Genomic DNA, 19,527 nt, shown 5'->3' on the forward strand with positions numbered 1-19,527 from the left:
CCATTCAGACCTCGGACTCGGCGCTTGACCACCAGCCTGCTGCTGATTGCCCTCCTCATCGCCGCCAGCGCCTTCTTCTCGATGGCCGAGCTGTCACTGGCGGCCTCGCGGCGGCTCAACCTGCAGCAGCGCGCCGACTCCGGCGATGCCCGCGCAGCCAAGGTGCTGGCTGTGCAGGAACATCCGGGCGACTACTTCACCGTCGTGCAAATCGGCGTCAACACGGTCGCCATCCTGGCCGGCATCGTTGGCGAGGGTGCGTTCACGCCGCATTTCGAAGCGGCGCTTCGTCTCGTCGTTTCACCCGAACTGGCCGCGACGCTGGGCTTTGCCGCCTCCTTCATCAGCATCACGTCGCTCTTCATCGTGCTGGCCGACCTGGTGCCCAAGCGCTTGTCGATGAACGAGCCGGAGCGCGTCGCCATGACGCTGGTAGGCCCCATGCTGGCCCTGTGCCGCGTGCTGAAGCCCCTGGCCTGGTTGTTCAGCGGCATCACCGAGGGCTTGATCCGCGTGTTGGGCCTGCCGGCCAAGCGTGACGAGACCATCAGCTACCGCGACATCCTCGCGCTGACCGAGGCCGGCTACCAGGCCGGCGTCGTGGCAGACGAGGAGCAGCAGGTCATCGCCAACGTGTTCGAGTTGGACACGCGCACCGTCGAGACGGTGATGACGGAGCGCGAGCGCATCGTCTTCTTCTCGCGCGACGACGATGACGTGCTGATCCGCAACCGCATCGCCGACACACCCCACTCGACCTACGTCGTCTGCGACGGCGACGTCGACCAGGTCGTCGGCTACGTGGACGCAACCGACCTGTTCCAGCGTGTGCTGCGCGACGAGAAACTGTCGCTGCGCGAGGACGGCGGCGTGCTGGTCAAGAAAGTGCTGATCGTGCCGGACCGGCTGACGCTGTCCGAGATGCTGACGCAGTTTCGCGACGCGCATGAGGACTTCGCCGTCGTCGTCAACGAGTACAGCCGCGTGGTGGGCGTCATCACGCTGAACGACGTGATGAACACGGTGATGGGCAGCCTGGTCGCGCCGCACGACGAGGAACAGATCGTGCGTCGCGAGGACGGTTCCTTCCTGGCCGACGGCATCACGCCCATCCCGGATGTCGAGCGGTCGCTGGGCATCGAGGGCTGGCCGCATGCCGGCACCTACGACACGCTGGCCGGCTTCCTGATGGTCATGCTGCGCCGCATTCCGCGGCGCACCGATGTCGTCGAGTGGGAAGGCTGGCGCTTCGAGGTGGTTGACGTGGACAGCTACCGGGTCGACCAGGTCATGATCACCGCGGTAGCGCCTGCCGTCAGGGTTTGAAGTTGCCGTCGCTGCGAGCCTGCGAACCGCTGGCGCAGCTCGTGAACTCGCGGTTGCCGCTGCCGGTGGCTTGATTGCTTTCCCAGACGGCCGACGAGCCGTTCCACTTCACATACTTGTATTGAATCGCCGTGCCGGCGGGCAGGCTGACCGTGCCGCTCCACGGCACGTTGGCGCCTGAGCCCTGGATGGTCAGCGCGAAGCCTGAACCCGGCGCCCAGGCGCCGAGACCGGTCACGTTGCCAACGACGCGCAGGTTTTCGCCCATCACCGTGTTGGCGTTGGCGATCGTGAAGGTCACGGCACAGCTGCTGCCGCCGCCGCCGCTGGTCTTCTGCCCGGTGTAGATGGCCACGGCCGGCGTGGGGCTGCCGCTGTTGGCCGGCACCGTGATGCTGGCGTTGCCGCTGGCATCCACCGTGATCGAGTCGGCCGTGCAGCCCGTGCCGGCGGCGTTCTTGGTGCCGTTGATGACGTTGCAGTAGGTGCCTGCGGAGAGACCCGTGGCAAACGTGCGCGTCCAGGCACTGCCGCTGTTGTTCAGCGCGACGAAGCCCACATTGCCGCGGCTGAAGGCGACCTGGTTGCCGTTGTTGCCGACGATCCAGTTCTGCTGCGCCTGGCCGAGGCTGGCATTGCGGAAGGCCACCATGTTCGCCAGCGGCGTCCAGCGGTGGGCGAAGTCCCAGACGACGTTGATCTGTGGCGCGCCGCCGCTATAGGGGCTGGCGCTGGGGCGGTCGGCACCGGTGTCGGTGAACTTGAAGCCCGAATAGAGCTGGGCCTCGCCATAGCCCTGGGCCAGCATGAAGACGTGCGCCAGCGTGTAGCGCTGCCCGGTCGCATCGGCGCCGCCGTTGTTGTTGATGTTCAGCGAGCCGCCGTTGCGCTCGGTGTCCCAGTTGGTGATGAAGACGGTTGCGTTCTGCGGCTGGATGAAGCCCCAGCTGCCGCCCCAGTTGCCCCAGGTGCCCATGACGCTCGGGATGCTCGCGAGGTTCAGGCCGTTGTTGTTGCGGAAGACATCGCGCATGGCCGACGTGAACTGGAACTCGTTGAGCGTGCCTACGGGGAAGTAGCTCGGCCGGTCCACCTCGCCGTCGTTGATGATCTCCTGCGTGACCCAGATCGGCTCGCCCTGCAGCGTCGTCGGGTAGGCGGCCTTCACGGCGTTCATGATCGACGTCCAGGCGCCGGCCGGCATGTGCTTGGACGCATCGATGCGAAAGCCGTCCACGCCCATGGCCAGCAGGGCCTTCAGGTAGTTGACGATCTGGCCCTGCACATAACTGCTTTCGGTAGACAGGTCAGGCAGGCCGCCGAGGCGGCAGTTCTGTACCGCCCAGCGGCCCGAGGGCGAGTTGTAGTCGCTGTCGGCGATGTTGCAGTTGGCGTGGAAGTCGCTGGCGCTGAAGAAGGGGTAGGCGAGCGTGCCGGCGTTCCAGGTCGAGCCATCGGTGGCCGTGCCGCTGCCGTCGGCCATCTGGTTGACGACGATGTCGGCATAGACGCGCACACCGGCCGTGTGGCAGGTGTTGATCATGGTCTGTAGCTGCCCGGGCGTGCCCATGCGGCTGGTCAGGTTGGTGTAGTTGACGGGCTGGTAGACGCCCCACCAGCCATTGGCGTTCTTGGACGCGCCGGGCGGCGAGATCTGCACGCCGCCAAAGCCCTTGGGGCCCAGCCATTGGGTGCATTCGGTGGCGATGTCGGGCCATGACCACTCGAACATCTGGACCGATATCGAGTTGGGGTTCAGCGCGTGGGCCGGTGAGGCGAGGGCGGCGCTCAGTGCGAGCGCGAACGAGAGCGAAGGGGCGAGTCGGAAGCTCGCGGGCAGCAGCGATGGCATGGGTGTGTCTCCGTCATGTGGTCGACCGCCGCCCTCGTCATGGGGCGGCTGGGTTCGGCCAATCGACTGCTTGCCCTGGCCGCCTTTCCCGTTCAGGAAAGTGCTGCGACTCTAGACAGACGGCGGTAATTTAAATGTAGGAAAACTACCAATCAACGAGCAAAATCCCTAGAACATTCGGCGGCGGCGAGGTGACTCAGAGCGATTTCCGACGCGATGCCATCTCTTCTCCAATCTTGGAGAGGGATGCTTTGTCCAGATGGGACTGGGCGATGGGGAATGCTTGATCGTCTTCGGCTGCCAAATGGGCCTGATAGTGAGTTGTGTAGTTAAGTAACACGTTGCCATCAAGAGGCGCGGTTCTTCCGCCGGTCCATGCGAGCAGAGGCTCGCGCAACAGCGCCCACAGTCGCCCCATCTCGACGTGGTCGGCGTGCAGTCGATCGGCCAGATCCGTCAGGCCAGCCCTGCGCAGCCGCGGCAGCACATGACGCTCCTCGTCTTCGTGGTGAGCCGGGCCGGCGCGGTCGAAATAGCGCAGCACATCGGCCGCAGCGTCGCGCGCCTGGGCGTCCACGCCATGCTGCTGGACATGTGCATGCAGGCGCTGCAGCAGGTCCAGGCTGCGGCGCACGCGCTCGTGGCAGGCGGCCAGCATCTCGAAGGGCTGGTCGAAACCGACAGCGGGGCCGGCGTGCAGGAAATCGACACGGGAGCTCATGCGACGGATTGTCCGACCGCGACAAAATGCCCCCATGACCGCCGCCCCCGCCTCCCGCGCCGCCGATCTGCGCGCCCAGCTGAACCATCACGCCCACCAGTACTACGTGCTCGACGCGCCCGAGTTGCCGGACGCCGAGTACGACAAGCTCTTTGCCGAGCTGCAGGCCCTCGAGGCCGCCCATCCTGAGCTGCTGACGGCGGACTCGCCCACCCAGCGCGTCATCGGCGCCGTGCTGCCGGGGCTGACGCCGGTGCGCCATGTCGTGCCCATGCTGTCGATCACGACCGAGACCGACACGACCGAAGGCGGAGCCATCGCCTTTGACGCCCGCGTACGCCGCGAGTTGGGGCTGAAGGAGGGCGACGCAGCGGTGGACTACAACGCCGAGCTGAAATTCGACGGCCTGGCCATCAACCTGCGCTATGAGGACGGCGTGCTCGTGCAGGCCGCCACGCGCGGCGACGGCGAGACGGGCGAGGACGTCACGCACAACGTGCGCACCATCGGCCAGATCCCGCTGCGCTTGAAAGGTGACGCCCCGCCGGTGCTGGAGGTGCGCGGCGAGGTGTACATGCGACGCGACGCCTTCGAGGCGCTGAACGAGCGCCAGCGTGCCAAGGGCGACAAGACCTTCGTCAACCCGCGCAACACGGCCGCCGGCGCCATCCGCCAGCTCGACTCGCGCCAAGCGCGCGACAAGCCGCTGAGCTTCTACGCCTATGGCATCGGCGACGTGCAGGGCTGGGCGCTGCCGGCGACGCAGTCGGGTCTGCTCGATGCCTTGGCCGACTTCGGCGTGCCCGTCAACAAGCTGCGCACGGTCGCAGCCGGTACGGCGGGCCTGGTCGAATTCCATCAGCGCGTGGCGGCTGCGCGTGACGACCTGCCGTTCGACATTGACGGTGTCGTCTACAAGGTCAATTCCCGCGAGCTGCAGCAGAGGCTCGGCTTCAAGACCCGCGAGCCGCGCTGGGCCGTGGCCCACAAATACCCGGCCCAGGAGCAGGTGACGACGCTGCTGGCCATCGACGTGCAGGTGGGCCGGACAGGGAAGCTGACGCCGGTGGCGCGGCTGGACCCGGTGTTCGTCGGTGGCACGACCGTCAGCAACGCCACGCTGCACAACGTCTTCGAGATGCGCCGCAAGGGCGTGCGCGTCGGCGACAAGGTCATCATCCGCCGCGCCGGCGACGTGATTCCCGAGGTCGTCGGCCGCGTGCCCGGCGAGCGCGCCAGCTACGTCCCCAACTTCCACATGCCGCGCGCCTGCCCCGTCTGCAAAAGCGAGGTCGTGCGCGAGCGCGGCGGCATGGACCACCGCTGCTCGGGCGGCGTGTTCTGCCCGGCCCAGCGCAAGCAGGCCATGCTGCACTTCGCCGGCCGCCGCGCGATGGACATCGAAGGCCTGGGCGACAAGCTGGTCGAGCAACTCGTGGACGCCGGCATCGTGCTGAGCCTGCCCGGCCTCTACAAACTCGGTGTCGCCAAGCTCGCGGCGCTGGACCGCATGGCCGAGAAGAGCGCGCAGAACATCGTTGACGCGCTGGAAAAGAGCAAGACGCCCACGCTCGCGCGCTTCCTGTTTTCGCTCGGCATCCGCCAGGTTGGCGAGACGACGGCCAAGGAGCTGGCGCGGCACTTTGGCACGCTGGACAAGCTGATGAACGCCAGCGTCGAGCAATTGCTCGAAGTGCCTGATGTCGGCCCCATCGTCGCGGCCAGCATCCACACGTTCTTCGCCCAGCCGCACAACCGCGAGGTCGTCGAGCAGCTGCTGGCGGCCGGCGTAAGCCCGAAGGAAAGCGCGGGCGAGGCCGACGACCGGCCGCGGCCGCTGCTGGGCAAGACGCTGGTGTTGACAGGCACGCTGCCGACACTCTCGCGCGACGAGGCCCAGGCCTTGATCGAGGAGGCGGGCGGCAAGGTCAGCGGCTCGGTGTCGAAGAAGACGAATTACGTCATCGCCGGCGAGGAGGCCGGCAGCAAGCTGGAGAAGGCCCGCAGCCTCGGCGTCCCCGTGCTCGACGAGGCCGGCCTGCGGGCCTTGTTGGAGACGGGCGCCTGAGCAGCGCCCGCCCGCTCACTGGCTGACCTGGATGACCCGGCCGTTGAGCGGCTGCACGGGTCGGGCGTTCATCGCATAGACGCGGCCAAAGCGGGCGATCTGCTCGGCAGACACCTGCACCGGCGTCTTCAGCACGAACCAGCTGACGCCTTCGCTGCAGGGCGGCGTCGTCAGCGAGCCGGCGAAGCTGTAGTAGGCGCGGTTGTCGGGCAGCAGGGCGTTCAGGTCGATGCCAAGGCCGGCGACGCTGGACTCCTGCTCCTTGGCCTTGGGCAGGTTGTCGAACACGGCCTGGATCAGCGGCAGCCTGGCGCCCTTGTCCATCAAGACCGCCACGACGGCCAGTTTGCCGTCCTCGCTCTTGTGAACGAGATGAGCCACGAGCGGATAGGCTTTGCCGTTCACCCGTTCCTCGCTGGGCTTGTGGAAGTGGAACTGCAGCAGCTCGTAGCGCTTGTCGCCGACGGTGATCGAACTGCCCGGCGCGATGTTGACCTGCACGGTGTGGCCGTTGTCGATGATCTTCAGCGGCGTGGGCTTGTAGTCGAAGCTGATCGCGGGCAGGGCAGCCGACTGGACGTCGGTGGTGCGGATGTCGATGGGCGACTGGGTCTGCCCCATCGCGCAGGTGCCGAACTTCTCGTCGACGCTGGCCCATTTGGCCGGCCCGGTCACGCCGCTGTAAGTCCAGTGGGCCGGGTGCTGGCCGGGGTGTGCGGTCGCCGTTTCGGCGCAGAAGCCGGCGGCTGGCAGCAGGGCCGCCGTGAGCGCGATGACGTTGAGCTGGGAAATCCTTTTCATGTGCGGCTCCTTGAGTCTTGGAAGTACGCCGCCGCGCGGGAGGCGGCGCCGGTCATTGTGTGACGAGAGCCGCAGCCCTGGCGACAGCTTTCGGACAGCCGGTGGATGAAGAAATGCGAGCGCCCCGTGGCGGGTTTTTACAAGACCCCCAACCGACCGCTGCGGACACTGGGTTCCATCGATTCACCTCACCTGGAGCCCACCATGACCGCTGCCATCCGCCCCTTCCACATCGACATCCCGCAAGCCGCCATCGACGACCTGAAGCAGCGCCTGCGCCAGACGCGCTGGCCGCAGGCCGTGGCGCAGGACTGGAGCCGCGGCCAGCCCGTCGCCTTCGTCCGTGAACTGGCCCACCAGTGGCTGAACGGTTTCGACTGGCGCCAGCAGGAAGCCGCGCTGAACCGCCACCCGCAGTTCACAACCGAGATCGACGGCCAGACGATCCACTTTCTGCACGTGCGCTCGCCCGAGCCGCATGCGCTGCCGCTGATCCTCACCCATGGCTGGCCCAGCACGGTGGCCGAGTTCCTCGACCTGATCGGCCCGCTGAGCGACCCGCGCGCCCATGGCCTCGACCCCGCGCAGGCCTTCCATCTCGTCATCCCGTCGCTGCCTGGCTTCGCGTTCTCGTCGCCGCTGGCGGGGCCCGGCTGGGACGCCGCCCGCACCGCCGCCGCGTGGGATGTGCTGATGAAGCGCCTCGGCTATGAGCGCTACGGCGCGCAGGGCGGCGACGCCGGCGCGCTGTTGACCCGCGAGTTGGGCATCCTGAATCCGCAAGGGCTGGTGGGCGTGCACCTGCAGCAGATCTTTGCCTTCCCGAGCGGCGCGCCGGGCGAGATGGAGAAGCTGTCGCCTTTCGAGAAGGCCGGCCTGGGCAACCTGGCGCGCTTCCAGAAGTACAACGGCTACGCCGAGATCCAGTCCAAGCGGCCGGCGACGCTCGGCTTCGGCCTGGTCGATTCACCGGTCGCGCAGCTGGCCTGGAATGCCGAGCTCTTCTTCGGCTTCGAGGGCGAGGCCGCCACCACGATGGATCGCGAGCGTTTCCTGACGCATGTGTCGCTGTACTGGTTCACGGCCACCGGCGGCCAGGCGGCCGAGTTCTATCTGGAGAACGCCCGCACCGGCGCCGGCTACCGCGAGCTGCCCAACGCGGCGCCCACCGCGGTCGCCTCCTTCCCGAACGACTTTCGCTCCGTGCGGGCCTTTGCCGAGCGTTCGCACAGCAACATCCGCCAGTGGACCGAGATGCCGGAGGGCGGCCACTTCGCCGCAACGGATGCGCCGCGGTTGCTGATCGATGACATCCGCAGCTTCTTTGCCCAGGTGAACTGAGCACGAGGCTGGCTACGATGGGCGAATGCCCGCCGACATCCGCCGCGAGACGCGCGAGGCCGATTCACCGTCGGCCTCGCGCTTCATCGCTCGCATCGAACAGGTCGAGTACGCCGCCCCGGCGGTGGAGGTGGCGCGGCCGGCCGGCGCCTGATCAGGGCTTGCGCCGCGGCGTCGCGTCCGGCCCCAGCACGCCCTTCACATGCGCCCATTCGGGCACGGTCTCGAACAGGTGGTCGATGAAGGCGCGCGTCTTGGCCGGCATCAGCCGGCGGCTGGCCGTCAGCAGCGTCACGGGCAGGGGCTCGTAGCTCCACTCGGGCAACACGGGCACCAGGGTGCCCGCCACGATGTCCGACGCCACCATGCCGAAGGGAAAGCTGCCGAGCCCGCCGCCGGCGCGCGTCAACGACAGCACCAGGCCGATGGAGTTCGCTTCCAGCGGGCCAACCGGATGCACCTCGGCCGTCTGCTTGCCGTTCTGCAGCGTGCGGTACATGCCCTTGCCCTGGGTCAGCACGACGAAGTCATGCTCGGCCAGGTCTGCAGGCGTCTGCGGTGCGGGCCTGGCCTGCAGATAGACCGGGCTGGCATACAGGCCTCGCTCCAACAGCATGTACTGGCGCGCCACCAGGTCGGGCTCGTCCACCGGGCCCATGCGCACGGCCACGTCATAGGGCTCGTTGAAAAGGTCGACACGGCGTGGCGTCGTGTCCACCTCCAGCTCCACCTTGGGGTAGCGGCGTATGAAGCGAGCAAAGCTTTCCGCCAGCACCAGCATCGCAAACTCGGCCGGCACGGACACGCGCAGTCGCCCTGTGGGCGTGGCATCGCGTGAGGCCAGCCATTCGCGCGTCTCGGCGATGTCCTCTTCGTGGCGGGCGGCGCGTTCGGCGAGTTGCTCGCCCAGCTCCGTCAACGTCAGCCGGCTGGCGCCGGGCACAAAGAGGCGGGCGGCTACCGAGGTCTCCAACGCCGTGAGGCGCCGGCTCAAGGTTGCCTTGGGCAGGTCGAGCTGGCGGGAGGCCTCGGACAGCGATCCCGCCTTGTGAACCTGGGCCAGCAGCAAGAGGTCGTCGATCTTCATGGCGTCGTTTATCTCGCTGTTTCTCGTTTGGTTTCGTTTCGTTTCTGGAACGGTGAGTTTGAGTTTTGTGGCTATTCGCCATAAATGGAACTCTCTACAGTCGCGGCCATCATGTCAACCGCCCGTCTTCTCCAGCCCCAAAGGCACCGCATCGGCGCCGGCTTCCAGGCCGAGGGTTGGCGTGAGCCGCTGGCGTTGCTCGACCCTTTCATCATGGTCGACCACTTCCGCATGAGCGAGCCGGCGTTTGCGCCGCACCCCCATGCCGGCTTCTCGGCGGTGACCTATCTCTTCGATGACTCGGCCACCGGCATGGTCAGCCGCGATTCGCTGGGCGGCGAGCATGAAATCCTGCCGGGTGGCCTGCACTGGACGCTGGCCGGCCGGGGCGTCATGCATGACGAATTTCCCATCGAGGCGGGCCGCGAAGCCCATGGCCTGCAGATCTTCGTCAACCTGCCCGCCGAGCAGAAGCTGCGCGCGCCTACCGTCATGCGGCTTGCTGCCGAGCAGATGCCGCGCCGCGTGGGTGACGGCTGGCGCGCCATTCAGATCTTCAGCGCCGACACCGGGCTGGACCTGCCTTGGTCGACCTCGCTGGTGCTGGTCGACATTGACGCCGGCGCTGCCTTCGATTTCGTGCTGCCCGAGGGCGAGCAGGGTTTTGCCATCCCCATCCACGGCAGCGGCCACACCGGCGAGCTGCCACTGACCACCGGCCGAGCCCTGAGCGTGTCCGTCGGTGGCGGCGCCCGCATCGTGGCCGCTGAGGCGCTGCGCCTGGCCTGCTTCTGCGGCCGGCCGCTTTTCGAGCCCGTCGTGCGCCACGGCCCCTTTGTCATGAGCAACGAAGGCCAGGTTGTGGCCGCGCTGCAGCGATTCCAGTCTGGCGGCATGGGCCGCCTCAGCCCTAGAACAACCTCAAGCAACAACAAGGAAACCCTGTCATGAATGCACCGCAAGACAACACCGTTGCCCCGAAGCCTGCCAAGAGCGGCCCGCCCGTGCCCCTGCTCATCGTCGGCGCGATCCTGCTGATCGGCGGCATCGGCCTGGGTGGCCGCATGTGGTGGCGCGCACAGCATCTCGTCGAGACCGAGAACGCCTTCGTCGCCGGCCGCCTGCACCCCGTCGCCACGCGCGTGGCCGGTGTCGTCACCGAGATGCGCATGCAGGACAACGCGGTCGTCAAGGCCGGCGACGTGCTGCTGCGCCTGGACCCGTCCGACGCCGCCGTGCAGATCGAGCGCCTGAAGGCCCAGATCGCGCAGGCCGACGCGGCCATCGCAACGACGGCTGCGCAGATCGCCCAGTCCAAGGCCCAGGCCGCGGTGACGAACTCGCAGGTCGCCCAGGCCGAGAGCGTGCTGGCCCGCACCGAGCTGGACGCCAAGCGCAGCCAGGCGCTGTTCGGCGCCGAGTTGCGCGCCACGAGCAAGCAGGAACTGGATGCCGCGCTTGCCGCCCGCGACGTGGCCCGCGCCGACCTGACCGCCCGCAAGGCCGGCGCCTCGGCCGCCAAGGAAGCCATCGCCGCCGCCGAGAGCGCGCGCCAGTCGGCCAACGCGCAAAAGAGTGCGACGCAGGCCTTGCTGAAGGACGCTCAGAACCAGCTTGGCTATGTCGAGCTGCGCGCGTCCAGCGACGGCCGCGTCGGCAAGCGCACGGTCGAGGTCGGCCAGCGCGTGCAGGCCGGCCAGCAGTTGGCGGCCATCGTCGAGCCCGAGGTCTGGATCACCGCCAACTTCAAGGAAACCCAGCTCGCGAAGATGAAGCCGGGTCAGAAGGTGCACGTGAAGGTCGACGCCTTCCCGGGCAAGGAACTGGAAGCCCATGTCGACAGCTTTGCCCCGGCCTCGGGCGCCAGCTTCGCGCTGCTGCCGCCGGACAACGCGACCGGCAACTTCACCAAGATCGTCCAGCGCGTGCCGGTCAAGGTTGTCTTCGAGCCCGAGAGCCTGAAGAGCCTGGGTGAAGCCGCGACACGCATCGTGCCGGGCCTCTCGGTGCAGGTGGAAGTCGAAATTTCCGAGTAAGCCTGACATGGGCAACGAAAACTACCTCCCCCCGCCGCCCGACCAGAAGGTCAGCGGCCGCACCTGGTTGGCCGTGCTGGCCAGCCTGCTGGGTGCCTTCATGGCGGTGCTGGACATCGCCATCACTAACTCCTCGCTGCGCGACATCCTCGGCGCGCTGTCGGCCACGCAGGAAGAGGGCTCCTGGATCTCCAGCGCCTACCTCGTCGCCGAGATCGTCGTCATCCCGCTGGCGGGCTTCCTGTCGATGGTGTTCTCCACGCGCCGCTACCTGGTCGTCAACGTCGCGCTGTTCCTGATCTTCAGCACGCTGTGCGGCATGGCCTGGAGCCTGGAGTCCATGATCGCCTTCCGCGCGGCCCAGGGCTTCACCGGTGGCGTCATGATCCCGATGGCGATGACGCTTGTCACGCGCAAGCTGCCGCTGAACAAGCGCCCCATCGGCCTTGCGCTGTTCGGCATGACCGCCACGCTGGCACCGACGCTTGGCCCCACCGTCGGCGGCTACCTGACCGAGTTGTATGGCTGGCCCAGCATCTTCTACATCAACTGGGCACCCGGCATCCTGCTGATGCTCGGCGTCAGCATCGGCCTGGACAAGGAGCCGATGAACTTGCGGCTGCTGCGTGAAGTGGACTGGTGGGGCGTCGTCTTCATGGCCATCGGCCTTGGGTCTCTCACCGCGATGCTCGAAGAGGGCAATGCCAAGGACTGGTTCGCCAGCCCCTTCATCATCACGGCCGCCGTGCTGGCGGTGGGCGGCATCTATGGCTGGGCCTGGCGCGGCCTGACGCGCAAGAACACCTTCATCGACCTGCACATCCTCGGCCGCCCCAGCTTCTTGATCGCCGGCGTCATTGCGTTTGCGACCGGCATGGGCCTCTACGGTTCGGCCTTCATCCTGCCGCTGTACCTGGGCCAGATCGCCAGCTACACGCCGATGCAGATCGGCATCGTCATCATGTGGATGGGCCTGCCGCAGCTCTTCATCATGCCCTTCGCGGCCAAGCTGTCCACCAAGCTGGACAACCGCGTGATGATGAGCGTGGGCCTGGCGCTGTTCGCCACCTCGTGCTTCATGAACACGCACATGAGCGCCGACACGGCCGGCCCGGAACTGTTGTTCGCGCAGATCGTCCGCGCCCTGGGCCAGCCGCTGATCATGATCACGCTGACCAACTTTGCGGTGAACGGTGTCCCGCCCAACCTGCTGCCCAGCGCCTCGGGCATGTTCAACATGATGCGAAACCTCGGTGGCTCCGTCGGCATCGCCACGCTGGCCACGCTGCTGACCAACCGCGAGCACCTGCACAGCGCCCGCGTCGGCGAGTCCATCAGCCTTTACGACCCCGCCACGCAGGCTCGCCTGGACACGCTGGCGCAGAACTTCGCCAGCAAGGGCGCCGACCTCGCCACCGCCCAGGACATGGCCATCAAGGCCCTGGACAACGTCGTGCGCCGCGACAGCTTCGTCATGGCCTACAACGACGCTTTCCTGATCCTTGGCATCGCGCTCGTCAGCTGTGTCGTCATCGTCTGGATGAGCAAGAAGGTGCTCGGTGGCGCCGGCGCCGCCGAAGCCGCACATTGAATCGGGAGATCAACATGATCCAACTCAAGACCGTTTTCACCCTCGTTGCCATGGCGGCGCTGGCCGCCTGCACGACGCTGGGCCCCAACTATCAGACCCCAGCCGCCAACGCACCGGCCGCCTATCGCGCCGCAGCCCTCGTGGCCGGCGCCGAGCTGCAGCGCGACTGGTGGCTGCTGTTTGGCGACGCCCAGCTCGACGCGCTTGAAGCGCAGGCCCTGCAGGCCAGCCCCACGCTGGCGGCCGCGGCCGCGCGGGTCGAACGCGCCCGCGCCGTGTATGGCGCGACAAAGGCGGACGAGCTGCCGCGTGTCGACGTCGGCGGCAGCGTCACCAACCTGCGCACGTCCGCCAAGTCGGTGACGACGCCGGTGCTGGGCGGCCAGGCCATCACCTTCGACGGCACCCAGACCGGTGTGCAGGCCTCCATCGGCTGGGAGCTGGACCTCTGGGGCCGCGTGAAGCGCCAGGCTGAAGCTTCGCAAGCCCAGCTGGATGCCTCCACGCTCGACGCTGCCGCCGCCCGCGTCGCGCTGACCGCCGACGTCGCCGCCGCCTACTGGCAGTGGCGCGCGCTGGCCGACGAGGCCGCAGCGTTGCAACGCCTGCGCGACAGCCGCGCCAACGCCTTCAAGGTCGCGCAGACCCGCTTCGACGCGGGCTCCTCGACGACGCAGGACCTGGAGCGCGTGCGCGCCGAACTGGCCTCGGCCGACGCCGACGTGGCCGACCTGCCGCGCCGCCAGGCGCTGGTGGCCAACCAGATCGCCGCGCTGACCGGCCAGGCCGCGGCCGAGCTGAAGCTGCGGGCGTCACCGATGGCGGCACCGCCGCAGATCCGCGCCGGCCTGCCGTCCGAGCTGCTGCAACGCCGCCCGGACCTGGCCCAGAGCCTGGCCCAGCTGCATGCCGCAACCGCCCAGGTCGGCATCGCCGAGGCCGCCTTCTACCCGTCCATCCGCCTGACCGGCAGCTTCGGCTACCAGAGCAAGGAGTTGGACTCGCTGATCTCCGCGCCAGCGCGCCTGTACAACATCGGTCCGAGCATCTCGCTGCCCATCTTCGAAGGCGGCCGCAACAAGGCCAACCTCGCCGGCGCGAGGGCCTCGGTGGACGAGTCTCTCGCCGCCTTCCGCGGCCGCATGCTGCAGGCCTTGCGCGAGGTCGACGACGCGCTGGCCGAACTGCAGGGGCGCGCGACGGTGGTGGACGCCCAGAACCGCACGTTGGCGTCCAGCAGCCAGGCGTTGAACGTGGCCAAGAGCCGCTATGACAAGGGCGCCGTCAGCTATCTGGACGTGACCGAGGCCGAGCGCACGCCGCTCGCCACCGAGCGCGCGCTGGCCCAGCTGCGCGGCGCGCAATGGGCGGCGACGGCGCAACTCGTCAAGGCGCTGGGCGGCGGCTGGACCCAGGGCAGTTGATCCCGGGGCTCAGCCCCTGTTCTCGTCGAACTGCTCGGCGCCCGGGACGGCCTGAAGCCAGGGCTCGCGGCGCTTGACCCAGAGCTCGTAGCTCGGCACGAGGGGCGTGGGCGCCTGCGACAGGATGCCGAGCTTGATCTCGGCCTCCTGGTCGTCGAGGGAAAACAGCCGCGAGCCGCAGCGAGGGCAGAAGCGCTGGCCGCGGAACTCGGCGGTGTCGCCTTGATGCTCGAACTGGCCGGCTGGCCAGACGGCGTAGAAGGTGAAGGCCGAGCCGCTCTCCTTGCGACAGTCCATGCAATGGCAGATGCCCACGCGCAGCGGTTCGCCTCGGGCGGCCAGCTTTACCCGGCCACAAAGGCATTCACCGGAATAGGTCGTCATGGCCGTCAGGGAATGATTGAAAGCAGGGCCACCGCCATGCGGGCGGCAGCCCCTTGGTGCGCCCGGGAGAAGGCTTGCGCCCGTGCCGCCATGGTCTGCCGTGACACAGTGTCCCCACAAAGTGCCAGGCCCTGGGCGACGGCGTCGGACAGATCGGCACAGCGTCTGGCCGCACCCGCGGCAATGGCCAGCTCGGTCGCCTCGGCGAAATTGAAAGTGTGCGGCCCCGCCAGCACGGGGCAGCCGCAGGCCGCGGCCTCGATGAGGTTCTGGCCGCCCAGTGGCGCGAAACTGCCGCCGAGCAGCGCGACGCTGGCCAGGCCGTAGTACAGCGGCATCTCGCGCATGGAGTCGCCCAGCCAGACGTCGACGGTGAGGGCCTCGGGCGGCGGCTCATCGCCCCACTGGCTGCGGCGCGCCAGCGTCAGGCCGGCAGCCTGAATGAGCGCTGCGATCTCGTCGAAACGCTGGGGATGGCGGGGCACGATGGCCAGCAGCGGTCGAGGGGCAGGCAGCTTGACCCAATCGTGGAGCAGCGCTTTTTCCTCGCCCTCGCGGCTGACGGCCAGCATCAGCACGGGTCGGTCCAGGAGGGCGGCCCAAGCTTGGCCGCGGGCGATCAGGGCCGGGTCCATCGCGATGTCGTACTTCAGGTTGCCGGCCACCTCGACACGGGCCATGCCCATCGCGCGGATGCGTTCGGCGTCGGCCTCGGTCTGGGCTAGGGCCAGCGTCATGCGGCGCGCCGCCGGCCGCATCAGTGCCGCCAGGCGCCGGCCCTGGCGCAGGCTCTTCTCCGACAGGCGCGCGTTGGCCAGCACCATGGGCAGCCCGGCCTTCTCGGCCTCACGCTGCAGCGTCGGCCAGACCTCGGTCTCCATCAGCACACCCTGGCGCGGGCGCCAATGGCGTAGGAAGCGGCGCACGGCGCCAGGCGTGTCATAGGGCAGCCAGGCCTGGGCGTCGCCCTCGCGTAGCAGGGCTTGACCGGCCTCGCGGCCGGTGGCGGTGGAGTGCGTCAGCAGGAACTTGAGCGCGGGGTCACGGGCACGCAGGGCGTCGACCAGGGCGCTGGCCGCGCGTGTCTCACCCAGCGAGACGGCGTGAATCCAGAGTCGGCCTGGCTCGGCGGCTGATTTGTAGAAGCCCAGCCGCTCACCCACCGCATGCCGGTACAGCGCCTCCTTGGCGCCGCGCCGCCACAGCCGCAGCAGGTAGAAGGGGGTCAGTAGCCACAGCGCAGCCTGGTAGGCCAGCCGCGCAAGTGCCTCACTCATCTCCGCGGCCGCGACGCGCCGCCGACCGGCCAGAGCCAGTAGAGCAACGGGCCGAAGACGGGCATGCCGCAGAACACCAGCAGCCAGATGCGTGGCTGCTCGCGCTTGATGACATGCACGCCGCTCAACAAGGTCGGCAGAAAGAGCACGAGCAGGGCAAGCAGGGCCCCAATGCCTCCGCCTTCCATGGCGCTCAGTGGCCCGCGGCGAAGGTCGCGTCCGGCTTCACGCGCTTGAGTTGCTCCAGCACGTCGTGCTGGATGCGTTCCAGCGCCTCGGGCGTATGGCCTTCGAAGCGCAGCACCAGCACGGGCGTCGTGTTGGACGGGCGGATGAGACCGAAACCATCCGCGTACTCGATGCGCAGGCCGTCGATGGTGATCAGCTCGTTCGCACCGGGGAAGTCGGCCAGCGTCGTCTGGGCCTTCAGCGTCTTGACGACCTCGTGATGCTCGCCTTCGGCGCAGGGCACGTTGATCTCGGGCGTGTTGAAGCTGTTGGGCAGGGCCTGCAGCACGGCGCTCGGGTCCTTGGCCCGCGACAGGATCTCCAGCATGCGGCCGGCCGTGTACATCGCGTCGTCGAAGCCGTACCAGCGCTCGGCGAAGAAGATGTGGCCCGACAGCTCGCCGGCCAGCGGCGCGCCGGTCTCCTTCAGCTTGGCCTTGGCCAGCGAGTGGCCGGTCATCCACATCAGCGGCTTGCCACCGTGCTTCTTGATCCACGGTGCCAGGCGCTGCGTGCACTTGACGTCGAAGATGATCTCGGCGCCCTTCTGGCGCTTCAGGATGTCGGCCGCGATCAGCATGATCTGGCGGTCCGGCATGATCATCTCGCCGTCCTTGGTGACGATGCCGAGGCGGTCGCCGTCGCCGTCGAAGGCCAGGCCCAGCTCGGCGCCGGTGGCGTGGACGACGCGCTTCAGGTCTTCCAGGTTCTCGGGACGGCTCGGGTCCGGATGGTGGTTGGGGAAGTCGCCGTCGACCTTGGAGAAGATGTCGATGACCTCGCAGCCCAGCGCACGAAGGATGGCCGGGGCCGAGGCGCCGGGGATGCCGTTGCCGCTATCGACGACGATCTTCATCGGGCGGGCCAGCTTGCAGTCATTGACGACCCGGTGGGTGTACTCGGGGACGATGTCCATCTTGGCGCCGCGGCCCTTGCCCTTGGCGTAGTCCTCGGCTTCGATGCGCTGGCGCAGGCCCTGGATCTGCTCGCCATAGACGGCGGCGCCCTTGAGCACCATCTTGAAGCCGTTGTAGTCCTTGGGGTTGTGGCTGCCCGTGACCATGATGCCGGAGCTGCAGCCGTGCGCACCGCGCGTGGCAGCGACGTAATAGAGCATGGGCGTGGTCACGGCGCCGATGTCGACGACGTCCAGGCCCGTAGAGCGCAGGCCACGCACGAGTGCTGCGACCAGGCCGGGGCCCGACAGGCGGCCGTCACGGCCGACAGCGACGGCCTTTTCGCCCAGGGCCTTGGCCTCGGTGCCGAAGGCACGACCCAGGTGCTCTGCGAGCTCCTCGTTCAAGGTCTGGCCGACGACGCCACGGATGTCATAGGCCTTGAAGATGGATGCGTGAACCTGCATGAAATGCCCTCGAATACTGGGTTTTGAAAACGCGCCGGATTGTAGGCACGGCCCGTGGCCGACCATCCGTCGCATCGGCTGTCGATTCGTCACTCATGCAAGGGGCATGCCGCCCGCCCTTCCTACACTCGCGCCCCATGACATTCACCGAGGAATTCGCCCAGGCCCTGCGCCACCAGCGCGTGCTGATGAAGCATCGCCCGGACCGGATGCGCTTTCGGCTGCTGATCTACCTGATCTGGACGCTTGGTTTCGGCACCGTTTTTTCTGTCATGGCCGGCCTGCAACAGGGCAATCTCGGTTCGCTCTTCTGGTGGCAGGCCCTGATGCCAGGCAACATGCTCGTCAGCCTGTGTGTGTCGATCGGCTTCTTCAGCATCTTTCGCGTCTTCGAGCGGCTGGCGCCGCAGCGCTGGCTGGACACCATCATGGGTTGGCGCGACTGGCGCTCGGGACTGTTCTTCTCTGTGTTGTCCATCAGCTGCGCGCTGCTTGGCGTGGTCGTTGGCATGTGGCTGGTCGACCGCATCTGGATGGGCAACGGCAACACGTTGCAGCTGCTGGGTAGCTTCGGTTTCTGGCGCCAGTTCCTGCTGATCTCGGTGTTCATTTCCGTCGTGGCGAGCTTTCGCTACCGCGCGCGGTGGCGCCAGGAGATGCTGCAGGCCCGGGTGACCGAGGCCCAGCTCAAGCTGCTGCAAGGCCAGATCGAGCCGCATTTCCTGTTCAACACGCTGGCCAATGTGCAAAGCCTGATCGACTTCGACCCGGCGCGGGCCAAGCAGATGCTGGAGCGCTTCACCGATTACCTGCGCGCCAGCCTGGGCCAGTTGCGCGGCGACACGACGACACTGGCCCAGGAGTTCGCGATGCTCGACGCCTACCTCGCGCTGATGCAGTTGCGCATGGGCGAGCGGCTGCGCGTGCGGCTGGAGCTGCCCGCTGAGTTGAACGGCATCGAACTGCCGCCGCTGCTCGTGCAGCCGCTGGTGGAGAACGCCATCCACCACGGCCTGGAGCCCAAGATCGCCGGCGGCGAGATCGTCGTCAGCGCGCGGCGTGAGGCCGACACGCTGGTCATCGATGTCGACGACGATGGTCAGGGGCTGGACGCCCCGAAACGGCGAGGTGGCAACGGCGTCGCCCTCGACAACATCCGCGAGCGGCTCAAAGCCCGCTGGGGCCTGCGCGCCACGCTCGAACTTCAACCCCGCGAAGGCGGCGGCACCCGCGCCCGCATCTGCATTCCCTTTTCTGCCTGAACACCATGACGACAGCCCTCATCGCCGATGACGAACCCCACCTGGCCCAGTACCTGAAAGCCCAGCTCGCCCAGGCCTGGCCCGAGCTGCAGATCGTCAGGATCGCCGCCAACGGCGTCGAGGCCGCCGAAGCCATCGCCGACCTCGAGCCCGACCTGGCCTTTCTGGACATCCAGATGCCCGGCCTGACCGGCCTGGAGGTGGCCCAGGGCATCGAGGGTGCAACGCGCGTTGTCTTCGTGACGGCCTATGACCAGTACGCTGTCGAAGCCTTCGAGGCCCGTGCCGTCGACTACCTGCTCAAGCCGCTGAAAGCCGAGCGCCTGGCCGCGTGTGTGACGCGCCTGCGCCAGGAGGCGCCACCGCCGGCTGGCGACGATGCGCTGGCCGAGACGCTCAAGCGGCTGCTGCCCACTGCGGCATCGGCACGGCTGCGCTATATCCGCGCCGCCCAGGGGGAGCTGATGCACCAGATTCCCGTCGATGAAGTGCTGTTCTTCCACGCAGACGACAAGTACACCGTCGTGCAGACGGCCACTGCCGAACACCTGATCCGCACGCCCATCTTCGAGCTCGGTGGCCAGTTGGACCCCGACCGCTTCTGGCAGGTGCACCGCTCCACCATCATCAACCTCGACCACCTCGCCGGCACGCGCCGCGACGAGCAGAGCCGGCTCTTCGTGCGCATTCGCGGCCAGGCTCGCGAGCTGCCTGTCAGCCGCGCCTACGTTCATCTGTTCAAGGCGATGTAGAACGGCCTTCACCC

General features: G+C 67.8%; 18 protein-coding genes. 10 read left to right on the forward strand and 8 right to left on the reverse strand.

Annotation, left to right across the window (positions count from 1 at the left end; all coding sequences use genetic code 11):
• Positions 1-24 precede the first annotated feature (24 nt).
• On the forward strand, positions 25-1,326 hold the full coding sequence (locus tag ASC91_RS22420; RefSeq protein ID WP_056202175.1) for a hemolysin family protein: 1,302 nt from the start codon (positions 25-27) through the stop codon (positions 1,324-1,326).
• Here the strand turns inward: ASC91_RS22420 and ASC91_RS22425 are convergent.
• A complete protein-coding gene (locus tag ASC91_RS22425; protein ID WP_056202177.1) occupies positions 1,316-3,178 on the reverse strand; it encodes a carbohydrate-binding module family 20 domain-containing protein in 1,863 nt (620 codons plus the stop codon). The genes ASC91_RS22420 and ASC91_RS22425 overlap by 11 nt on opposite strands.
• A gap of 196 nt (positions 3,179-3,374) precedes the next feature.
• Positions 3,375-3,899, reverse strand: a complete 525-nt coding sequence (locus ASC91_RS22430; protein ID WP_056202179.1) for a hemerythrin domain-containing protein — start codon at positions 3,897-3,899, stop codon at positions 3,375-3,377.
• A gap of 34 nt (positions 3,900-3,933) precedes the next feature.
• Here ASC91_RS22430 and ligA point away from each other — a divergent pair, with 34 nt between their 5' ends.
• Complete coding sequence (ligA, locus tag ASC91_RS22435; protein ID WP_235532063.1) at positions 3,934-5,967, forward strand: NAD-dependent DNA ligase LigA; 2,034 nt, start codon at positions 3,934-3,936, stop codon at positions 5,965-5,967.
• A 15-nt stretch (positions 5,968-5,982) separates the two neighbouring features.
• Here the strand turns inward: ligA and ASC91_RS22440 are convergent, their stop codons facing one another.
• Positions 5,983-6,768 carry a carbonic anhydrase gene (locus tag ASC91_RS22440; RefSeq protein WP_056202185.1) on the reverse strand — a complete coding sequence of 262 codons (786 nt, stop codon included), beginning with the start codon at positions 6,766-6,768 and terminating at the stop codon, positions 5,983-5,985.
• Positions 6,769-6,972: 204 nt separating this feature from the next.
• Between ASC91_RS22440 and ASC91_RS22445 the strand changes: the two genes are divergently transcribed.
• Positions 6,973-8,109, forward strand: a complete 1,137-nt coding sequence (locus ASC91_RS22445) for an epoxide hydrolase family protein (protein ID WP_056202534.1) — start codon at positions 6,973-6,975, stop codon at positions 8,107-8,109.
• Between the two features lie 25 nt (positions 8,110-8,134).
• Complete coding sequence (locus ASC91_RS30700) at positions 8,135-8,263, forward strand: hypothetical protein (protein WP_268795282.1); 129 nt, start codon at positions 8,135-8,137, stop codon at positions 8,261-8,263.
• Here the strand turns inward: ASC91_RS30700 and ASC91_RS22450 are convergent, their stop codons facing one another.
• A complete protein-coding gene (locus tag ASC91_RS22450; protein WP_056202187.1) occupies positions 8,264-9,196 on the reverse strand; it encodes a LysR family transcriptional regulator in 933 nt (310 codons plus the stop codon).
• Between the two features lie 84 nt (positions 9,197-9,280).
• Here ASC91_RS22450 and ASC91_RS22455 point away from each other — a divergent pair, with 84 nt between their 5' ends.
• The 4 genes from ASC91_RS22455 to ASC91_RS22470 are packed head-to-tail and all read left to right on the forward strand — an operon-like array spanning position 9,281 to position 14,247.
• Complete coding sequence (locus tag ASC91_RS22455) at positions 9,281-10,147, forward strand: pirin family protein (RefSeq protein WP_082532918.1); 867 nt, start codon at positions 9,281-9,283, stop codon at positions 10,145-10,147.
• Entirely contained in the window at positions 10,144-11,232 is a 1,089-nt protein-coding gene (locus tag ASC91_RS22460; RefSeq protein ID WP_056202193.1) for an HlyD family secretion protein, read from the forward strand. Before ASC91_RS22455 ends, ASC91_RS22460 begins: the two co-directional genes overlap by 4 nt.
• A 7-nt stretch (positions 11,233-11,239) precedes the next feature.
• Entirely contained in the window at positions 11,240-12,823 is a 1,584-nt protein-coding gene (locus tag ASC91_RS22465) for a DHA2 family efflux MFS transporter permease subunit (RefSeq protein ID WP_056202196.1), read from the forward strand.
• 14 nt (positions 12,824-12,837) lie between these two features.
• Positions 12,838-14,247, forward strand: a complete 1,410-nt coding sequence (locus ASC91_RS22470; protein ID WP_082532919.1) for an efflux transporter outer membrane subunit — start codon at positions 12,838-12,840, stop codon at positions 14,245-14,247.
• A gap of 9 nt (positions 14,248-14,256) precedes the next feature.
• Here ASC91_RS22470 and ASC91_RS22475 read toward each other — a convergent pair whose 3' ends face one another.
• Genes ASC91_RS22475 through ASC91_RS22490 form a run of 4 tightly spaced genes read right to left on the reverse strand, consistent with a single transcriptional unit; the run spans position 14,257 to position 17,499 of the window.
• Complete coding sequence (locus ASC91_RS22475; RefSeq protein WP_056202199.1) at positions 14,257-14,631, reverse strand: GFA family protein; 375 nt, start codon at positions 14,629-14,631, stop codon at positions 14,257-14,259.
• A gap of 5 nt (positions 14,632-14,636) precedes the next feature.
• Positions 14,637-15,908, reverse strand: a complete 1,272-nt coding sequence (locus ASC91_RS22480; RefSeq protein ID WP_056202204.1) for a 3-deoxy-D-manno-octulosonic acid transferase — start codon at positions 15,906-15,908, stop codon at positions 14,637-14,639.
• Positions 15,905-16,096 carry a hypothetical protein gene (locus ASC91_RS22485; protein WP_056202207.1) on the reverse strand — a complete coding sequence of 64 codons (192 nt, stop codon included), beginning with the start codon at positions 16,094-16,096 and terminating at the stop codon, positions 15,905-15,907. The genes ASC91_RS22480 and ASC91_RS22485 overlap by 4 nt, the downstream gene beginning before the upstream one ends.
• Positions 16,097-16,101: 5 nt before the next feature.
• Entirely contained in the window at positions 16,102-17,499 is a 1,398-nt protein-coding gene (locus ASC91_RS22490; protein ID WP_056202209.1) for a phosphomannomutase/phosphoglucomutase, read from the reverse strand.
• Between the two features lie 137 nt (positions 17,500-17,636).
• Between ASC91_RS22490 and ASC91_RS22495 the strand changes: the two genes are divergently transcribed.
• Together ASC91_RS22495 and ASC91_RS22500 are read left to right on the forward strand one after the other, a co-directional pair.
• On the forward strand, positions 17,637-18,761 hold the full coding sequence (locus ASC91_RS22495) for a sensor histidine kinase (RefSeq protein ID WP_056202212.1): 1,125 nt from the start codon (positions 17,637-17,639) through the stop codon (positions 18,759-18,761).
• A gap of 5 nt (positions 18,762-18,766) precedes the next feature.
• On the forward strand, positions 18,767-19,513 hold the full coding sequence (locus tag ASC91_RS22500) for a LytTR family DNA-binding domain-containing protein (protein WP_056202214.1): 747 nt from the start codon (positions 18,767-18,769) through the stop codon (positions 19,511-19,513).
• Positions 19,514-19,527 lie beyond the last annotated feature (14 nt).

The organism is Pelomonas sp. Root1237 (assembly GCF_001425055.1).
Classification (GTDB): domain Bacteria; phylum Pseudomonadota; class Gammaproteobacteria; order Burkholderiales; family Burkholderiaceae_C; genus Pelomonas.

What these genes read in the sequence shown, in the direction of transcription:
- ASC91_RS22445 (WP_056202534.1), top strand. Translation starts at nt 6,973, where the DNA reads ATGACCGCTGCCATCCGCCCCTTCCACATCGACATCCCGCAAGCCGCC.
- ASC91_RS22470 (WP_082532919.1), top strand. Translation starts at nt 12,838, where the DNA reads ATGATCCAACTCAAGACCGTTTTCACCCTCGTTGCCATGGCGGCGCTG.
- ASC91_RS22430 (WP_056202179.1), bottom strand. Translation starts at nt 3,899, where the DNA reads ATGAGCTCCCGTGTCGATTTCCTGCACGCCGGCCCCGCTGTCGGTTTC.
- ASC91_RS22495 (WP_056202212.1), top strand. Translation starts at nt 17,637, where the DNA reads ATGACATTCACCGAGGAATTCGCCCAGGCCCTGCGCCACCAGCGCGTG.
- ASC91_RS22475 (WP_056202199.1), bottom strand. Translation starts at nt 14,631, where the DNA reads ATGACGACCTATTCCGGTGAATGCCTTTGTGGCCGGGTAAAGCTGGCC.
- ASC91_RS22500 (WP_056202214.1), top strand. Translation starts at nt 18,767, where the DNA reads ATGACGACAGCCCTCATCGCCGATGACGAACCCCACCTGGCCCAGTAC.
- ASC91_RS22460 (WP_056202193.1), top strand. Translation starts at nt 10,144, where the DNA reads ATGAATGCACCGCAAGACAACACCGTTGCCCCGAAGCCTGCCAAGAGC.
- ASC91_RS22440 (WP_056202185.1), bottom strand. Translation starts at nt 6,768, where the DNA reads ATGAAAAGGATTTCCCAGCTCAACGTCATCGCGCTCACGGCGGCCCTG.
- ASC91_RS22490 (WP_056202209.1), bottom strand. Translation starts at nt 17,499, where the DNA reads ATGCAGGTTCACGCATCCATCTTCAAGGCCTATGACATCCGTGGCGTC.
- ASC91_RS22455 (WP_082532918.1), top strand. Translation starts at nt 9,281, where the DNA reads ATGGAACTCTCTACAGTCGCGGCCATCATGTCAACCGCCCGTCTTCTC.
- ASC91_RS22480 (WP_056202204.1), bottom strand. Translation starts at nt 15,908, where the DNA reads ATGAGTGAGGCACTTGCGCGGCTGGCCTACCAGGCTGCGCTGTGGCTA.
- ASC91_RS22465 (WP_056202196.1), top strand. Translation starts at nt 11,240, where the DNA reads ATGGGCAACGAAAACTACCTCCCCCCGCCGCCCGACCAGAAGGTCAGC.
- ligA (WP_235532063.1), top strand. Translation starts at nt 3,934, where the DNA reads ATGACCGCCGCCCCCGCCTCCCGCGCCGCCGATCTGCGCGCCCAGCTG.
- ASC91_RS22425 (WP_056202177.1), bottom strand. Translation starts at nt 3,178, where the DNA reads ATGCCATCGCTGCTGCCCGCGAGCTTCCGACTCGCCCCTTCGCTCTCG.
- ASC91_RS22485 (WP_056202207.1), bottom strand. Translation starts at nt 16,096, where the DNA reads ATGGAAGGCGGAGGCATTGGGGCCCTGCTTGCCCTGCTCGTGCTCTTT.
- ASC91_RS22450 (WP_056202187.1), bottom strand. Translation starts at nt 9,196, where the DNA reads ATGAAGATCGACGACCTCTTGCTGCTGGCCCAGGTTCACAAGGCGGGA.
- ASC91_RS30700 (WP_268795282.1), top strand. Translation starts at nt 8,135, where the DNA reads ATGCCCGCCGACATCCGCCGCGAGACGCGCGAGGCCGATTCACCGTCG.